Source organism: Psychroflexus lacisalsi (assembly GCF_020164495.1).
GTDB lineage: Bacteria > Bacteroidota > Bacteroidia > Flavobacteriales > Flavobacteriaceae > Psychroflexus > Psychroflexus lacisalsi.
On record NZ_JAIQYZ010000007.1, the window covers coordinates 98,658 to 117,895 of the forward strand.

Below are 19,238 nucleotides of genomic sequence, written 5' to 3' on the forward strand. Positions count from 1 at the left end.
CTTATACCATATAATACCCTATAACCCATGTTTATACCTTTTGCTCAAGAAACCCCTGACGTTGCTGAGGAAGTCGTTGAAGAAAAAACCTTATCCATCATCGATTTAATGTTTAGTGGTGGTCCGGGAGGAACCATTATCATACTGATTTTGGCTGTGCTTTTATTTTTTGCGATTTACATCTATTTTGAACGCATATTTGCCATAAAAGCGGCTTCCAAGACCGATAAGAATTTTATGAATCAGATTAAAGACAGCGTGACTTCTGGCAATATAGAATCGGCAAAAATTCGCTGTGCCCAGGAAAATTCTCCTGTCGCCAGGCTTACTGAAAAAGGAATTTCAAGAATTGGTTCTCCGCTGGAAGACATCAATACAGCCATCGAAAATGCCGGTCGTCTTGAAGTTTACAAATTGGAGAAAAACGTGAGTGTGCTGGCCACCATCGCCGGTGCAGCACCAATGATCGGTTTCCTGGGAACAGTGATAGGAATGGTTATCGCCTTCCATGAATTGGCAACTAGTAGCGGGCAAGCCGAAATGGGATCTCTCGCAGAAGGCATTTATACAGCTATGACCACTACCGTTGCAGGACTTATCGTGGGCATTATCGCTTACATTGGCTATAACCATGTTGTGGTAAGAACAGATAAAGTGGTTCACCAGATGGAAGCCACCGCTGTTGATTTCTTAGACTTATTAAATGAACCTAGCTAGTTATGAATCTACGAGGTAGAAATAAAGTAAGTGCCACTTTCAGCATGTCTTCCATGACAGACATTGTTTTTCTGTTGCTTATCTTCTTCATGTTGACGTCTCCAGTAATAACACCAGAAGCATTGGATTTGATTTTGCCAAAAGCTAAAGGAAAAACTACTTCTACTCAAAATGTTGCGGTAAGTATTACTAAAGATTTGGAGTTTTACGTGAATGAAGAAAAAGTAAATTCCAACAGAATTGAAAGCACTTTGAAATCGAAACTCAGAGGAATTGAAGAACCTACTATTATTCTGAGAGCTGCAGAAGGTGTGCCTATTGAAAAGGCTGTGAGAATAATGGACATAGCCAATAGAAATAAATATAAAATTGTTTTGGCCGTCAAACCCAACTAGAGCGTGAGTCTATTTAAAACAAAACACGAGAAAAAGTCATTTCTGATCACTTCGGGAATTTATATCCTGTTTATATTATTGATGTTTTTCTTTGGATTGAAGTACCTGGATCCTCCAGAAGAACGTGGTATCGCTATTAATTTTGGAACTACAGAGGTTGGTTCCGGAGATGTTCAGCCCGATGCGCCTATAAAAACTTCACCTCAACCCAGAAGTACACCTCCACCACAGGAAGTTGAAGAAACCAGTACTGCAGAGAACATCCAAGAGGATGTGGTTACACAGGAAACCGAGGAAGCACCAGTTATTGAAGAAAAAAAAGAAGTCGTAAAAAAACAAAAAAAACAACCTGAGAAACCCAAAGAAGAAGTAAAAGAAAAAATAGAGGAAACTCAACCTGAACCTGCTCCAGAACCAGAGCCAGAACCTGTAAAAGAACAAAAACCAGAAAAATCGGTAACCGATGCTATGGAAAGCCTGATGAATGGCCCGGAGAACACTGGTGAGACTGAAGGAGGCGAGGGTAATGACAATCAGGCTGGAGATAAAGGAGATCCCAATGGTGATCCCAATGCAAAAAATTACTATGGTACTGGAAAAGGACTTGACGGCGATGGAAATTATAGACTTGGAGGCAGAAAAGCCCTATCCAAAAAGACATTTGTCCAGGAATGCGATGAATCCGGAGAAGTAGTCGTTCGAATTGAAGTCAATAGAAATGGGGACGTCGTAAAAGCAACACCAGGAGCGAAAGGGACAACCAACTCAAGTGCTTGTCTAATGGATCCGGCTAAACGTGCAGCTTTAGCCACCCAATTCAATAGTGATTCTAAAGCCCCCTCTACTCAAATCGGATTTATAACTTACGTTTTCAAATTATCTGAATAACAAATGACATATACTGAAACGCTCCACTGGATGTTTGATCAACTTCCAATGTACCAGCGACAAGGTCAAGTTGCCTTCAAAAAGGATTTGACAAATACTTTAGCTTTAATGAAGCAACTGAAGAATCCTCAGCATAATTTCAAAAGCATTCATGTAGGAGGCACCAATGGCAAAGGCTCCGTAAGTCATATGCTAGCTTCGGTTTTGCAAACGGCAGGTTACAAAGTAGGCTTATATACATCTCCCCACCTGAAAGATTTTCGCGAACGCATCAGAATAAATGGCGTTACCATCCCAAAAACTGATGTAATTGACTTTATAGATGCACACAAAGATTTTCTGGAAACTCAAAAGTTATCGTTTTTTGAAATGACTGTAGGCATGGCTTTTCAATACTTTGCAAAAGAAGAAGTGGACATCGCTATCATTGAAGTTGGATTAGGCGGCAGGCTGGATTCTACAAATATTATTACACCGATTCTTTCTGTTATCACCAATATCGGACTAGACCATACAGCTATACTTGGTAACACTCTGGAAAAAATAGCTGGAGAAAAAGCGGGCATTATCAAAAAGAAGGTGCCGGTAGTTATAGGTGAAACCACAGCAGACACAAAACGTGTATTCAAATCGAAAGCAAAAAAGGAGACTTCTCCATTATATTTTGCTGAAGATATGGATGATGCTCTGCATAAAACCGATCTTGGAGGTCACTACCAGAAGTCTAACCTCAAGACCTGCGTAAAAAGTCTTGAAGTTTTACAAACTTTGGGGAACTGGAAGATTACTAAAACAGCCATTAAAAAAGGACTTGCCGAGGTAAAAGCAAGGACCCAGTTAAGAGGCCGTTGGGAAGTGCTGGAATATAAACCAAAAACAATAGCTGATACTGCACACAACAAGGAAGGTTTAGCTTTGGTGATGAAACAGGTGCAGGAAGAAAAGTATGAAGAGTTGCATATGGTTTTAGGTTTCGTCAATGATAAAGACCTAGATAGCATTTTACCATTGTTTCCAAAATCAGCAAAATATTATTTTTCTAAACCCAATGTACCACGAGGCATGGAAGCAACGGACTTGTATTACAAGGCTAAAGATTATTCACTTTACGGCAAAGCCTTTACAACTGTTGAAAATGCATTGAAAGCAGCACAACGTGAAGCAAAACAGAATGATCTGATTTATATTGGAGGCAGTACATTTACGGTTGCAGAAATTTTATAAAAAACAAAAAAATTAGTTTGAGAACTCAAAATAAGGTTTATATTTGCAATCCCAATTTGGGGCGATTAGCTCAGCTGGTTCAGAGCACCTCGTTTACACCGAGGGGGTCGGGGGTTCGAACCCCTCATCGCCCACTAACCCTAGCTAAAGTTAGGGTTTTTTTATTTTAAAGCCGGGTCATTAACTCAGTTGGTTTAGAGTGTCACGTCGACAACGTGGAAGTCATTGGTTCGAATCCAATATGACCCACATCAAGCAGAAATCCAACGCCGAAAGGTGTTGGATTTTTTTGTTTTTCAAAATCTTAAGCTTACTTAAAGGCTGATGAAAAATAAAAAACAAGAATGTGTCCTAGTACATTTAGATTTCTTTCTTCAGGGGCGGACTTCAACTTTGGATCAATGAAAGCTAATCCGATACACTTCGTAATTTCAAACCACACCTACATCTTAAAATTATTTTACAATCGTTTTACAAAAAAATACTATAATAAAATAAAAACAAGCAATTTATTTATGTTTTATTTAGTAATAATTATAACTCTATATTCATTTTTAATGCTCGCTAATTTTAATAAAAATCAATAAGAGTCTACTTTTCAGAGTATTAACAATTTGTTGATAACTTTTTTTAAAGCTTGTTTTTTGTTAAATAGCTATAAATAATAAGGCTCAAATCTTAATTTTATCTTAAATAAAAACGTTGGGGTTATGAAATGATCGATTAGATCTCCGAAGATTATTTTTTAAAACAAACGCTTTTTATCTAAAAATTTAAACCTAAAACATTAAAATCATGAAAAATTTATTAAAACCTTTCAGTTTACTTTTTGCTTGCATTGCAATGCTTTTTATGTAATCCTGTCAAGATGAAGAATCCACATCGCAAGAAGAACAAGGTGGTGTTGAATTCCTATTTGCTGGTGACAGAGTAAGTAATGCCAAGTCTGGAATTACAAATGCTAAAAACGATGCAGAATCTTGTGACATGGCTTTAGCTTCTTATGCTATTGTTGAAATGAGCGGAGAAACTTATGAGATCGATTTAAAGGCATGGGGCGAAAGCTATAAGACAGATCTTATTGAGCTCGGTCCTGGCACTTATCAAGTGACTAATGTGCAGCTTTTTGATGCCGATGATCATCCACTTTATGCTACTCCTTTGGCAGAAAGTGAATTTGGTCCGTTTGTAAGTCAGGCACTACCTTTCGACGTAACTGTTGAAAATTACAGGAAAATTGAATATGATCTGGAAGTATTATGTATCGAAGAATTTACCCCACCACAATTTGGTTTTATATTCTGGGATGTAACAATTAAAGAAGTTAAAAATTTATGTGTATTTGCTAACTATTGTGAACCTGAAACCGGACACGCTGTAGCTTCTTTGGATGTCTTTATTTATCCAAATGAAAATGAGACTAATGAAGAAGATTTAATCTGGAGTGGTTCAGCAGATGGTGATTATAACAGTAATGATGAAGCTAACGAACTGCTTTGTTTGAAATTCCCTTATGATCCTAGTATTCCTACTGAAGATCAATCATTCTACATCGAGTTATTTGTGAATGGTGTACTTTTAGAAACCACTATGTCATTGGATGAAGTTGACTCAATCAATGAAGAGGACGGCTACCTTCATTTAAATGAAAATTGCGAAGATGATTATGATGACTTTGACGAGACTGGCTGCGAGACAGCATTTGCTTTTGGAAACAATACATTTATTGATCTTGAATTGACCAATAGTCGATGGGGATGGGCTAATGAATTTACCGATGTTCAGGATGGTACGTATACTTTGGATATTTGGGCTGGTGCTGGCCAGAACAATACCAGTAGCGGAACTTTAGTCGGTCTTTTGACAATTGAAGTCTCTGGTTCTGATGTAACTGCTACCTATGATATGAACAGCGGATTTACAATGAGTGAAACTCATTTATACCTAGGAGATAATCCACCTTCAACAATAGCCCCTGGACAGTACGGAAATACTAACAATTTGAACGGTGCAACAAGTGATTCTTTTTCAGTATCCTATAGTGGTGACGGTGACTTCTGGATCGTAGCCCATGCTGTAGTCTGTGAATAGAAATTAATCATCGAGTTAACTAATAATTTATTCTTAACAAATACCTCTGATCATAAAAGATCAGGGGTATTTTTATAATTCGTTGATTACGAAACAAACCGAATTTTAAAAAAGTGTTTATTAAATTTAAGACCTGATCAGAAAATGAATTATAACTGGTATTCTATTTCTATTTACAGAAATGAGCTTTAGTTCTGGGGAAACTCTAAATGGTCTAAAATAACTTTCAAATCATGAAATCGCCTCTATAATTTCTTTGGTAAAGGTTTTTGATATAGGTATGATATTTTCATTAATACTGATTTCCTTAGTATTGAATGCATCAATAGAATTTTTGTTGATGACATAAGAACGGTGAACTTGTAAAAAAGAAGAAGAATTCATTTGCTTTAAAAAACCTTTAATGCTGGAGCGAACTAATTTTTTAGAATCTTTTAAATGGAGTATCAAATATTGATCTTCTTTTTTGGCGAATAATATCTGTTCTTCTAATAGTATAACTTTTTTGTCTTTATCTTTTACAGTGATTTGCCCCTTATTTTTTATTCTACTAACCGCTAACTCTACAGCAATAAAGAGGTCTTTAGTATTAAAAGGTTTTACTAAATAACTAGCAGGCTTTGTAGCGATTGCAGCTTTTATAGTCTCTTTATCATTGAAAGCAGTGAGATAAATGAGCGGAATATCCAGTTGACTGCCCAGCCAAACCCCTGTTTGTAAACCTTCTACTCTAATGTCTAAAATAGCAATGTCTGGTTTAAGTTTACTTATTTCTGTAAGTGCAGTTTCTACATCTGTTGCCATCCCGCAAATTGTGAAATCCAAATCCTCCAGCGTCTGTTTCAAAAGCTCCTGAGTAATAATTTCATCTTCTAAAATGTAAATTTTAATGCTATTCATTTGTCGAGAAAAGTAAAGTTAATTTGAAATTAGAAGTGTTTTCAATCTTCAAATCTCCTTTCAATTGCTTGCTCATCATTTCTATTATTTTCATACCCATAGACACTTTTTTGTTCTCTTGTTTTTTAAAATTTCCATTATCAAAATATTCAAATACATAGGTTTTGTCCTGCTTTTTAAAATAAATAGAAATTACCGGATGCTCAATTTCTGTAAAAGCGTGTTTGTTGGAATTATTTATCAATTCATTTAATAACAATGAAAATGGAGTGGCTTTTTTTACGCTTAAGAGGGAAGCATCTATATCTAGTTGGTAGCTCACATTATCCAGGAAAAGCTTTTGGTAGTAGGTTACGCTGTTTTCTATGTTTTCTTTAACAGAAATAAAATCCTGATTACTGGTATGATACAATAGGTTGTGAATGCCTGCAATAGACTCTATTCTGCTCTGGCTATCCTGCAATTTTAGTTTTAATTCCTCGTTTTTGCTTTTGGCAATTTGCAAGCCTAATAGCCCGGAAACAATTTGAAGATTATTTTTTATCCTGTGATGAATTTCCAACATCATAGTATTTTTGATGTTAGCTTCATTTAGAGCCATTTCATTTTTTGCAAATAACACCTGTTTTATTCTATACTGATAAAATAGATATACAACTGAGAGGGAAACAAAACCGAGAAGAAGCAGAATAAACCACCAGGTTTTATAAAAAACTTCTTTAGAAATTATTTTGAGCGCAACCCTTTCTCCTATCTTTGGTTGAGATGGACTAAAGGCCTCGACCTCCAATGTATATGTTCCTGCAGCCAGATTTGCATAGAGAAGTTCTCTTCCTGGATAAGTTGTAAACCAGTCTGAATCACTTTCAGAATTCAACAGTCGAAATCGGTACTTAATATCTTGGGGAACGATCTCTCCTAGTACGGATAATGTTGCCGAAAACCTTCTGTATTCTGCAGGCAATACTATCTCGCTGGTATTATTTAAAAAATCTGGAGAAGCATTGACTGTCCAACGATCATTTTCTGAATTAAAAAAAGAAATTGACGTAAACTGAGGCTGCACATTGGTATCAGTTTCAACTATTTCATCAGGCTTAAAGTAGCTGAGTCCTTTGAAGCTTCCCATCAAAATACTGCCATCTTGCTCATCTTTATAGGTGCTGAACCTGTTGCCTTCAAGCTCATAAACACCGTCTTCAGTAGTGTATCTAGCTATTTTTTTTGAAGTCGGGTTAACCGAAACAATTCCCGCATAGGTATTTAGCCATAACGTGCCTGTATCGTCTGCTATCATTCCCACGATAGAAGCCTTTAACTCATCTTCGTAGAAGAGAGTTAATTCCTTAGTTGTAGTATCGAATGAATAGATTTCACCAAATTTTGTAGAAACCAGGACCCCATAATCTTCCAGATAGTTAATAGATAGTAAATCATCTGTTTCTACATTTTCAAATTCATAGGTATTAAAAGTGCCATTCTCGTATTCAAAAATCCCCTGAAAGGAGGTTGCATAGAGTCTTGTGCCATCTGTTGTAAATTCCTTCACCTGTATAGCATCTGTATTGGTAATTTTAGTATACCTCTTTTCGTTAATGTTGTATTTAGAAATGACACCTCTTTGATCTGCAGTAAACAGAGTGTCTTTTATTTTTATGATTTCTTCACCATGTATTTTGACAGTTTTATCCTGAATTACCTTAAAATTTAAATCCAGTGTGTATAGATCATCAGAATCCCCAATTATAAATGTGTTGTCTTTTCCAATAAAAATATCCCGGGAGTAATTAATTGCGAGCTCGGTAGTATCTTCTAGAATTTTAATTCGTTCTTCTGTGTTTTCTTTTACGTCGATCTTGTAAAACCCCTCAGCATCAGTTGCTACGATATACTTGTTTTCATTCAGTTTTCTAATCGTTCGTATACTTTTACCTTTCAAAAAAGTTTTGATTTTAGTTTCAATGAAAGAATAGGATTCTAAGGTATTTCCGTTAAGAACAACCAGGTCTTTTCCAAATTCCCTATAAGCGATTTCTGAAAAATTCTTTACTTCAATTCTGGTGAGTAACTCCTTTTGAAAATTTTTAAAACGATACAACTCAATTTCCATATTGTCACTAAAAATCTCAGTTGAATATGCTTGTTTAAAGTCTGGTGAAAACTCCAGTGTTTTGTTTTTGCTATAAAATTTATCTGTAAAAGGTATTTCTACAAATTTTGTATTTGCCTTATCAAATTTGAATGCATTTTGGTAGTCATCAATATAAGTGTAAAAGGCATCATCGACTTTGAAAGAGGGGTGTAATTCTGTTGGATAGAAATGGATTCCGCTCTTTGTTTCAAAATTATTCTCTGTTAATTTTTTTGTGAATTTCCCTTTTTTATTTAATAGATAAATCTCCTTTTCAAATAACAGCTTAATGAGCGTAAACTCATCAGTTATAACTGGATCAGCGATAAATGGATCGGTCACTGGCTTATCAAAAGGAATAGAATCTATAAATGTCAGCTTCACTTTATCAAGTTCAGCACTATAAAATTTACCTTCAGAGGTGAGAATGAGTCGGGTTAAACCATTATCCTGATGGGCTTGGGAAATGATATACTTTTGATCTAAAGTATTGTATGCTTCAACAGGCTGAATCTCTAAAGATTCTGTGTTGATGTAAAATAATTCTGCCCTTGCAGACTGATAATAGAGTTTGAGGTAGAAACCTTTGTTCTGCTGTTTCAAGAAATGTCCGTTTGTGATTTTTTTTCCGGAGATATCTGGCAACCTCAGCTTGAAAAAATTGGCCCCGTCGAAACGTTGAATCATAATTTCCTGCTCTCCATAAATAAATTCGTTTGAAAGCTTATTCTCTCCCAAAATCCACAACCAGCCGTTGGTATCATAGATGGAATGGTAAGGATTGGAAATCAGGTAACCATTTGCAGAGGAGAACGTTTTTTTAGAAGTCAACACAGCACTTTCCTGCTGAGACCACAGCATGGTGCTGAACAAGAAAACTATAAAAAGTGATTTTTTCAAATTCTGGTTTAAGACCTAAAAAAAAATCAAATGTAAAAAAGCAGGCCAAGTAATTTTATGATTTGAATAATTATTTAATAAATAATCTTAGGCTAATTTATAATGCACCAATAAATGAAGACCTAAAAGCAAAAATGAAGAACATAAATTTTTCAATTTTTGAAGGATTTCTTTTCAACAGCACCTCCAAAAAATAAGTTCTCGTTTACTTCAAATGAAATCAATTTTGAATCTTTTTTAAATAAGACAATTCAAAATATTTTGTTAACAAAATTCGTTCACGACAAAAAAATGACTGTTCACGACATTTTTTAAAATCTTAATCGAGTGTTAATTAGATTTGCTAACAAAATCTTAAATAACATCAACAAATACTAGACTTGAACCCATTTTATTTTAAGAATTTAATACCGCGAACTACTTAAATCATTAAATATTTAAGCAGTGATCAAATCGATCTGTAAAATCATTAAAATCAAATCAATAACTTTTATACCACCACTTATGAACAAACATTTACTTCTTGCAGTTTTCAGCTTATTCTTCTTTGGAATTAGCAACGCACAAACAACCGCTAATCAATCTGGAATTGCCATTCAGGGTATCGCCAGAGATGCTAATAACACAGCACGGGCCAACCAAAACATTCAGTTGTCTTTAGCCTTCTATTATATTAATGCCAGCGGTCAGGAGCAGGAAATTATTAACCTGAACAATTCCGTGACAACAGATTCTTTTGGGGTGTTTTCTCTGACACTGGATACTAACGTGAACAACAATCCAGTGTTTGCTAATCACGAAAGCTACCTGCGTATTAAGGACGGTAATGGGACGACCATATCTGATGAAAAGCTTAAAACCGTTCCCTACAGTATTTCTGCTGGAAATGGGGTGCCTACTGGATCTATTATGGCATTTATGGGTGCCACTATACCAAAAGGCTGGGTACTTTGTGATGGGCGAACATTGACAAATGTTGCTGGCTCTGAAGAGCTACGTGCTTTGGTCGGTAATAATGTTCCAAATCTACAAGGCTACTTCTTAAGAGGTGCCGGTAGCAACGGATTTACTGAAAAAACAACCAGTGTAGGAGTAGCCTATGATGATACTAATTTATCACACGGCCACGCTGTGAATATTGACACCTCTTCCGATGGTGCATACAATCCTACAAATGAAGCATATAACAGGCTATTACAATTTACTGGAAATTATACAGTAAACAATCCTGATAATACTAGTTTTGGTCGTGAACCTGACTTAGGGGGAAGTAGTGTATTGAACATACCAGCACACACCCACAAAGTCAGTGGTAATACGCTTACTTCTGGTAGTAACGAATCTGCACCAGTTCACTTTGGTGTGAACTATATGATCAAACTTTAATCCATCATGATGAAAATCAAACATATACTCTCAGGGGTTCTGTTCCTGATAGCCATAAGTATGGGCTATTCACAGACTACTCCTAAAGGTGCCCGTATCGTCACGGCGGCACAAACGATCCAGACCAATAATACAGGTAGTAACAATTATACTATACAGACAGGTTTGCCCATATTGGGACAAAACCGCAATGTTACGACACCTCCAGCTACTCAGGACTTACAGATAAGGTTTCCCTGGGGCGTTCTCTATTTATTTGATACGTTTAGTGAAGATTCCTTTGAGGTGTCTAAAGGCTTTTTTGGGGATAAAATCCTGGTGAATTGGCAGATTGGGGCTAACGCCAATCTCATCACTACCTTAAAGCTTTACCGCAGGGAATATACGGAAGATGGCTCACAACCCTATCAATTTGTGGCGAATATAGCCCCAACAGCAACCAGTTATGAAGACCGGTATGTAGACGGCGGCATATTATATGAATATAAGTTGTTTGCCCAGGGCATTGTGCAGGGGGAAGTGCGATTGAGCAACTTTATAACAGGAATTGGTTTCCGTAATCCTACGGCGATCGTTACCGGTAATGTCACTTTTGAAGGGGGTAACCCGGTCAAGGACGTAACGCTGAGAGCACGATCCAGTGGTAGTGATTTTAACTATGGCAGTGGCTTAATGATCCCTGATAATGGACAGCTGTTAATCGATGACCTTAATAAACCTGTGGTGACAAAGATGACTTTTCAAACCTGGGTGAAGCCTGTTGATGCATTTTCTAACAATAATGAATTACCTATAAGGCTGTTTTTAACGGATTCTGATCCACAATCTATATATGCCAATGTGAAATTAAACGCCACAGCGAATGAACTCATCATTGATGTTAAAGGCCAGGAATTTACCCTAAAAAATTATATGCCTAGTGGTGCAGTAAATACAAGAGGTGATGATATTCTGGTTCCGGTTTCAAATTTTAATACTTCCTTTACGCACATCACTATACAGGTAGAAAATGGTATAATTCCTAAAGTCTTTATTAACGGCCGGCCTGTAACTGATGCCTACGTGTCGACTGCCGATGATGCGCTAAGAGGAAAAGATGCAAATTATACAGAGCCTTTTTTCGCTTTATCATTAAACGAGGGAGTAACACCTATAAATCTTGATACAGACGAGTTAAAAATAGGTGGGCTGAGAGCAGCTTACATCGATGAAATTAGGGTGTACAATACTATAAAATCGCCTAAGGTAATCCGCAGTGATTATTCCAGATACATAAGTGGTAATGATGCGGGAATGATCGCCTACCTGAGAGCAAATGAAGGCGTTGGTGATTTTGCCTATGACCTTTCTCGTAACGGGTTTAATTACAACAAGAATAATGGAAAACTAGCTACCAATAGCCTGGACAAGGTGCTATGGGAAAGCAATGTTGAAAACTTCCCCAATGAAAACCAACTGGGAATTCTGGGTATTACAGACGAGAATGGAAATTATGAGATCAATGCCATTCCTTATACAGGAACAGGCGAGAGCTTTACCATCACCCCACTTTTTGGACAACACGAGTTTGATCCAGGGCAACAACTGGTATTTCTAGGTCAGGGATCTGAGGTGGTCAATAAAATTGATTTTACAGACATCTCTGCCTTCAACTTTAATGGTCAAATTCTTTATGATACACGAGGTGTTTTTAAATCTTTTGTAGAATTGAATGAAAATACAACTAATAATCTTACCGATGGTGATGAATATGTTTCTGGACCTGGGATTATCGATGAAGGTTACAATACCTATGAAAAATCAGGTATCAAATATCCAAAAGGAGAATACTGGTACAATGAAAATGAGGATCGCCTGGAACGTTATGCCAGAATAGGTCTTAAAGGAGCAAATGTATTTGTAGACGGCGACATTGTACTGGATGAAAACAACTTCCCTGTAGAAACTGATGCCGAAGGAAAATTTAGCATAGATGTACCCATAGGAAATCACTTTATCACAGTTAAGAAAAACGGTCATGAATTTGTAGCCTCAGGGAGATTTCCTGCAGCTACACCATCGTTTCAGGAATTTTTTGAGGATGCGGTAGAACCTGTTTTTTTTATAGACGAGACCAGAGTTGCCATCGTTGGTAAAGTTGTGGGAGGCTCTGTAGAAGCGGCAAAACCCATTGGTTTTGGTGAAAATGGAATTGCAACAAGAACCTTTACCAACAGTGAAGGTATTGAAGAAACGGTTCGCTATTCTGCTAAGAATAACATAGGGCAAGCTAAATTAGTATTTGGTCACAAGCCAGCAGTTGGCAGTATTGTACCTGAAACGCGCTTTACTTTTGAAACAAATGCAGCCACCGGTGAGTATCGTGTGGAAGTCATGCCTTTGCAATATGAGATTAGTGAAACTAATGGTATTACTATTAGTAGCAATGTGGAAGTAAATATTGGTTCACAGATACTGGAGTCCAATGAAATTCTAAATTTTGAAGACGTAAACGAAGTTAGCATTCCTGAATTTGTGTTTTCAGATGATACGGTTATAACAGGGGTCCCTTTCAATTATGAACAGAGTCTGGTTTATAGATCTATACCTACAATGAAGGTCGTGAAACAGACCTTTGATCCGGTAGTTTTAAAGTCTGATAAGGAGACGGCATCTACTTCAAGCTTTGAGGTACCTGTCATTACGCAAGGAAAAACATATGAGGTCGTGCTTAATACGTTTGAGCGATATGAAAATAAAGATGATGGCTCAAACACTATAGAAGATATAGTTCCGGTAGTTGACGGGAATTTGAACATTACCAATAACCTTGCATTAAATCCCTTTAATTATAATACACAGGTAACCAGAAGTACAACGGAACCAAGTCTTTTGACCTATAAATTTAAGGCAGGACTGCCTACCATAAGTACGCCTTTCACAAAATCAATTTCTATCATTTATGAAATAAATGGTAATTCTTATGAGGCTGAAGACTTGATAAAGGACGTGATTGTCCTGGGAGGTAAATCTGATGGAAGCCAGACTTTTGTAACTGCAGGTCCTGATATGCCGGATATTATTCTACGTGATCCTCCAGGAACCAATAGTTCAGCTAGAATTAAAGCTGGACAAACAGTATCCTTTACTACCGAAAGAAATGCTACCAACGAAGGAGTAATCTCGACTGAATTTACAATTAAAGCTGGTTTGACAGTTGGAGCCGGAGGTGGTTTAGCAGGTCCTGTAGTTGAACAGGAAACTACCAATAATATCAATACCGGCATTTCTGTAACTACAGGCTCTACAGATGGAAGTAGTTTGAACAAAACTTACACATTTTCTCAAGAAATTGCCACCAGTGATGATCCTGAGTTTGTAGGAGCAGAAGGAGACCTTTACATAGGACAATCTAAAAATTTCAGTTACGGGAGTTTTGATAATGTTCAGATATCTGATGTAATAACCGGAGATCCAGGTACCAGAATTTTAGTTGCTGATGATGGTACTGAGTTCGAGATTTCAAAACAAAAAGCGATGTTTTTTGCAGACGAACCTACCGAAACCATGTTTGTTTATTCTCAGAAATTCATTTTAGAGGAATTGATTCCTAGTTTAGAGTTAATTGTTTCAAACATTGAAGGTGGACTTTTAGATCCATCAGATCCTGATGCTAATGTTCTGACAATAGAAGAGTACAATGAGCAAATTCGACTTTGGAAGAATGTCATCTTAGAAAATGAACGTTCTAAGTATTTAGCATTTAAAGAACGTGAAGCATATAAGCAACAGACCATTGATCAGATAGATGCATTCAGACAAGACTTGATTGATGAAATTGACGGGAGCATTGGTATAGGTTCTGGAGGTGATTATGTGGATCGCTTAAAAGATCAATTGGGAGCCATGGATATCTTGCGCAATCAAGTTCTGAATAATTTTGACGATAATATTTCATTTGATGCTGGTGTTGGTGAGATCACACGTTCTGTAGAGACCAGTATTGTGAATACCACAGTAACAGCATTTAATGTAAAAATTGATGAAAAACTTTCTTTTGATGTTGGTTTTGGATTCAATGGTGCTGGATTTATAAATTCGACAGGAGGTTCTGCTTCGCAGGATATTACCTCGAGTCTAACAGAAGAGCAACAGGAAACTACTGAAATATCTTTTACTCTTAAAGATAACGACCCGGCAAACTTCTTAAGTGTAGATGTGATCAATGCATTCGACGGGAATGGACCTATTTTCAGTACGATAGGGGGTCGAACATCTTGTCCTTATGAAGGGGCAGAATTATCCTATTTCTATGATAAGGAAACCTATCAAACTAATCCTTCTTCTATAGAACGAATTTCAGAAGAATCGGAAAGAGAACAGTTAACCGCAGCAACACAAAAGGCAGAAGATCCAAGGATAAGTGTAGAAATCGCAGAGATCAATAACATCCCAGAATCTGACGCGGCAGAATTTAAATTGATCTTAGAGAATAATGCAGATACTAATGGTAATGGAGAAGGTTTTGGCTCCTTTGAGCTAAGGGTAGATAACACTACCAATCCGTTTAATGCAGAGTTCAATATAGGGAGTACCAATACCTTCGTTGATGTCCCTTATGGAGAAAAGGTAGAATATTTCCTTACGTTGCGTAAATCCATATCTGATGTTTATGACTATAAGGATATCAGAATTATATTACAATCCGTTTGTGATTCAGAAGAGGTGTTTGACGATATTTTGATATCGGCATCATTCATTCCTTCTTGTTCCAAGGTTGTTGTCAATGCTCCGCTAAATAACTTCTCCTTCAATAGAGATTCAGCGTTTAATCTTGATGGAACTACTAATTCCTTAAACGTAGAATTAGGTGAATTTAACAGCTCATTCAATTCGTTTGAAAAGATTGAATTGGAGTACCGTAAGGCAACTTCTCCATCATGGACAAGATTGCAGACGTATTATAATACGCAAGATTTTCTTGATGCTGCAATAGATAATAATGAGACCAAAGTTTCATTGATTGAAAGTGCAAATATCAATTATGCTTTCGACATCGCTGGCCTTAATTTAGCGGATGGCGAGTATGAGATCAGAGCAAGATCCAGTTGCACCAATGGCACTGAGTATATATCAGAACCCATTATTGGTCGCGTAGACTTGACTAGTCCACAAAAGTTTGGAACGCCATTCCCATTAAACGGAATCTATGCTACCGGAACTGATCTTAGGGCGCGTTTTAGCGAGGACATTTTCTATAATTCTGCGGTGAGTCTTTTGGAAATCAAAGGCCAGACCAATCAGTTACCGGTGACTAATGAGGTCTCCTTATTTTTCAATGGTTTGAACAACACTATGGTAATTGAAAATCCGCGTATTGCTAATGGTGACCTATCCATCGAATTCTGGATGAACAATCAAACCACGGCAAGCAGCGCAAGCATTATAAGTCAGCCGGGAGGCATCGATGTAAGTTTAGAAGGTACTGAAATGGTATTCAAACTTGCTGGAGCTGAAGCTCGTGGAATTATAGCTGTAGATGATTTATTCCATCATTATACGTTGACTTACAATAGTGAAACTGGAGATTTAAAAATCATCGAAGAAGATCGTGTGTTGAAATCGGTTTCAGGAAATGTAGATGCTTCCCTTCAGAACAATAATAATATAACCATAGGTGGAAATACCTTTATTGGAAACATGAGTCAATTGCGATTTTGGAACATTCCACTATCTCTAGACGATTCATTTGCGATGATGTATTCTAAATTAATGGGTAACGAGGCAGGACTTACAGCCTACTACCCTTTAGATGAAGGTCGTGGTAACATTGCCAAAGACAAAGCTCGATTCAAAGACGCTGTAGTTACTACAGATTGGGATATCAAGCCTAAAGGTGAAAGTTACTCCTTTAGTAATGGTGCATCTCTGACATTAGATAATGTAGGTTTTGCCCAATTGACACCTACGATGGATGCTACCATATCTTTCTGGATGAAAACTGATGTTTCTCAGGACGCTACCATTTTCTCAAACGGGAAAGGCGATGGTACAGACCCTGTAATGTCCGGAGGTTTTTCCAATAAATGGTCCATAGACCTGGCAAGTAATGGAAATCTATCTTTTAATAGTGAAGGAATCAATTTACCTCTAACAGAGCAATCAGTGGTGGATGATAAATGGCACCATGTGTCCATACGATTAAATCGTTTAGGCTCCATGAGAACTTATGTAGATCAAAATTTAGTGTCTACAAACTCGATGACAGGTATAGGTGGTTTCTCTGGTAATAGAGCATATTTAGGTGTTCGAGGCTCAGCTGATGCGGCAAATATGGTATCCCTGGACAGACCTTATCAAGGAAGTCTGGATGAATTCCGCTTGTGGAATACCTTACGGACTAACGATCAGGAAGATCGAGATGCCTATGAAGAGATTGATCCGGAAACAATTGGATTAATGATATATTCTCGATTTAATGCCCCCGATCCATTGACAGGAAATGGTCCGCAATATTTCCACGCATTTAGTAATAATACAGTAATTCCATCAAATGCAGTGATGCAAAGCGGTACAACGGCTTACAACCAAGACAGCCCAGCTATCAAACCAGCGCGTGAATTGATTAAAATTCCAGTGAATTATGTCATCAATGGGGATGAGATCATACTGGAGCCCCAGGTCAATTCATTCGCAGAAATTGAAGGGCAGATACTCGATGTTACGATTCACCGATTGTTTGATTCTGCAGACAATAGGCAACAGTCACCAGTGACCTGGTCTGTGTTTGTTCAGAAAAACGATATGGACTGGTATGCTGAAGGCTTTAATAACGATGTCATCGACATTACTAAAGACTTTGAACAGGAAGAGCAGTTTGAATTGACAATCGTCAACCGTGGTGGCGCCAATCAACCTTTTAGAATTTCAAATATTCCATCGTGGTTGAACCTAAGTGCTAGCTCTGGGACAGTTTCTCCAGCGAGCCAAATTACGATTACTGCGACGATTGATGCCTTGCTAGATCCGGGTGTTTATACTCAGGATTTGAGACTCTCTTCTGACTTTGGCTTGGATCAGGTACAGTTATTAAACGTTCGTGTGCTGGGAGATACTCCAAACTGGACCGTAGATCCTACTCAATTTGAACATAGTATGAATGTCATTGGTATTCTAAAAATCGACGGGCAAATATCTGAAGATGAATATGACAAGATTGCAGCCTTTAGCAACGGTGAAGTAAGAGGAGTTACTATACTAGAGTATAATCCCAATTATGAGCAATCCTTTGCCTTCTTGACCTTGTATAGCAATCAAGCCTCAGGTGAAAACATCACCTTTAAGGTATGGGATGCTTCTACAGGAAACATTATACAATTGGAACTGGATGATAATTCTAATCTTACATTTCTTACAAATGAAGTGATAGGATCCTTGAATCAGCCAGCTGTATTCTCAAATACCAACGTCACAGAAAAGGAATATCAACTGAATGCAGGATGGAATTGGTTAAGTCTTAATATAGAAGATCCAAGAGCTTCTGATTTGAACCAGCTGACATCAAACATGAATCTTGAAACTTCAGATCTAATAATGAGTAGTACGCCAGCGCGTTTGGACACTTACTTTAAAAGACAGGATGGTTCTGGGTCATGGTCTGGAAGTATTTCCGCCTCTGGAGGTTTAAAAACAGATTTTATGTATAAAATCTACATGCATACTCCACAAACCTTAAAGTTGTCTGGTTCAAAAGTAGATATGACTACTTATGAGTTTGAAATTAAACAAAACTGGAATTGGTTGTCTTTCCCACTTTTGCAAAATGTCCAACTTTCAAGAGCTCTATCAAACTTTAATCCTACTGAGGGAGATGTGATTAAATCCCAAAATTTATTTGCCATTTATGATCAGCGAAACGGTTGGAGTGGTACACTCAAGTTTTTAGAACAAGGAAAAGGATATATGATCAACTCATCTACCGGCCAGCAGTTCAGCTATCCAGCTTCTGTTTTAAAATCATTGGGAACATTTCAGAAAGAAGAATTTGGTGAGAATAAACCAATGGATAAGAGATTTTATCAATATCCTGAGAATATGAATGCGATTGTAAAATTACCAAGCTCTTACAATAAGCTATACGTATATGATGATGTAGGAGTTCTTAAAGGTCATGGAGAAAATCAGATGGTTGGAGATCATCAGCTCACCTTTATTACTATTTACGGTGAGAAGGCTGAGAACCTCAACTATTACGTTGGTTATGATGAGTCGGATTTAACAAAAGCAACCAACCTTTTAGAATTTAATAGTAATAAGGTCTTAGGTAAAATTAATGATCCTGTAGTATTGAAATTAGGAAGTGACTCCACAACAGCTTTAGATGCTTTCGTTCTTTATCCCAATCCATTTGATGAGCGATTGGTTATTAAAATGATTTCTGAAGTTTCACAATCTACCAGCATACAACTCTTTAGTATAGATGGAAGGTTGGTGTTTGAAAAACAGGTGACCTTGAAAACTGGAGGAAATTCCGTACAAATCAATCCTAATATTTCATCTGGAACTTATTTCTTAAAAGTATCTAACAGTACAACTACTGAGATCAAAAAAGTAATTAAAAAGTAATT

General features: G+C 37.1%; 10 protein-coding genes and 2 tRNA genes. 9 read left to right on the forward strand and 3 right to left on the reverse strand.

The genetic code is table 11. From position 1 onward, the window contains the following. Positions 1 to 27 precede the first annotated feature (27 nt). From LB449_RS13505 to LB449_RS13530, 6 genes are all read left to right on the forward strand, one after another. Positions 28 to 717 (forward strand): MotA/TolQ/ExbB proton channel family protein, encoded by a 690-nt coding sequence (locus tag LB449_RS13505; RefSeq protein ID WP_224455651.1) that lies wholly within the window; start codon positions 28 to 30, stop codon positions 715 to 717. 2 nt (positions 718 to 719) lie between these two features. Then, positions 720 to 1,112, forward strand: a complete 393-nt coding sequence (locus tag LB449_RS13510) for an ExbD/TolR family protein (protein WP_224455652.1) — start codon at positions 720 to 722, stop codon at positions 1,110 to 1,112. A gap of 3 nt (positions 1,113 to 1,115) precedes the next feature. Then, complete coding sequence (locus tag LB449_RS13515) at positions 1,116 to 2,000, forward strand: energy transducer TonB (protein WP_224455653.1); 885 nt, start codon at positions 1,116 to 1,118, stop codon at positions 1,998 to 2,000. 3 nt (positions 2,001 to 2,003) lie between these two features. Further along, on the forward strand, positions 2,004 to 3,224 hold the full coding sequence (locus LB449_RS13520; protein ID WP_224455654.1) for a bifunctional folylpolyglutamate synthase/dihydrofolate synthase: 1,221 nt from the start codon (positions 2,004 to 2,006) through the stop codon (positions 3,222 to 3,224). 59 nt (positions 3,225 to 3,283) lie between these two features. After that, positions 3,284 to 3,358: transfer RNA gene (locus LB449_RS13525), tRNA-Val, on the forward strand. 40 nt (positions 3,359 to 3,398) lie between these two features. Then, a tRNA-Val gene (locus tag LB449_RS13530) sits at positions 3,399 to 3,473 on the forward strand. 614 nt (positions 3,474 to 4,087) lie between these two features. Here LB449_RS13530 and LB449_RS14005 read toward each other — a convergent pair. Further along, positions 4,088 to 4,213: a hypothetical protein gene (locus LB449_RS14005; RefSeq protein ID WP_262901872.1), complete on the reverse strand. Its 126-nt coding sequence runs from the start codon at positions 4,211 to 4,213 to the stop codon at positions 4,088 to 4,090. Here LB449_RS14005 and LB449_RS13535 point away from each other — a divergent pair. Further along, entirely contained in the window at positions 4,212 to 5,315 is a 1,104-nt protein-coding gene (locus LB449_RS13535; protein WP_224455655.1) for a hypothetical protein, read from the forward strand. The two genes, LB449_RS14005 and LB449_RS13535, sit on opposite strands and share 2 nt — an antisense overlap. Before the next feature lie 231 nt (positions 5,316 to 5,546). Here the strand turns inward: LB449_RS13535 and LB449_RS13540 are convergent, their stop codons facing one another. Next, positions 5,547 to 6,215, reverse strand: coding sequence for a LytR/AlgR family response regulator transcription factor (locus LB449_RS13540; protein WP_224455656.1), 669 nt, complete (start codon positions 6,213 to 6,215; stop codon positions 5,547 to 5,549). After that, entirely contained in the window at positions 6,208 to 9,246 is a 3,039-nt protein-coding gene (locus tag LB449_RS13545; RefSeq protein ID WP_224455657.1) for a histidine kinase dimerization/phosphoacceptor domain -containing protein, read from the reverse strand. Before LB449_RS13545 ends, LB449_RS13540 begins: the two co-directional genes overlap by 8 nt. Before the next feature lie 504 nt (positions 9,247 to 9,750). Here LB449_RS13545 and LB449_RS13550 point away from each other — a divergent pair. Both LB449_RS13550 and LB449_RS13555 read left to right on the forward strand, forming a co-directional pair. Beyond that, positions 9,751 to 10,632, forward strand: a complete 882-nt coding sequence (locus LB449_RS13550) for a tail fiber protein (protein WP_224455658.1) — start codon at positions 9,751 to 9,753, stop codon at positions 10,630 to 10,632. A gap of 6 nt (positions 10,633 to 10,638) precedes the next feature. Next, the gene (locus LB449_RS13555) at positions 10,639 to 19,236 is read left to right on the forward strand and encodes a LamG-like jellyroll fold domain-containing protein (RefSeq protein WP_224455659.1); all 8,598 of its coding nucleotides are present in this window, start codon (positions 10,639 to 10,641) and stop codon (positions 19,234 to 19,236) included. The last annotated feature ends 2 nt before the right edge of the window (positions 19,237 to 19,238 follow it).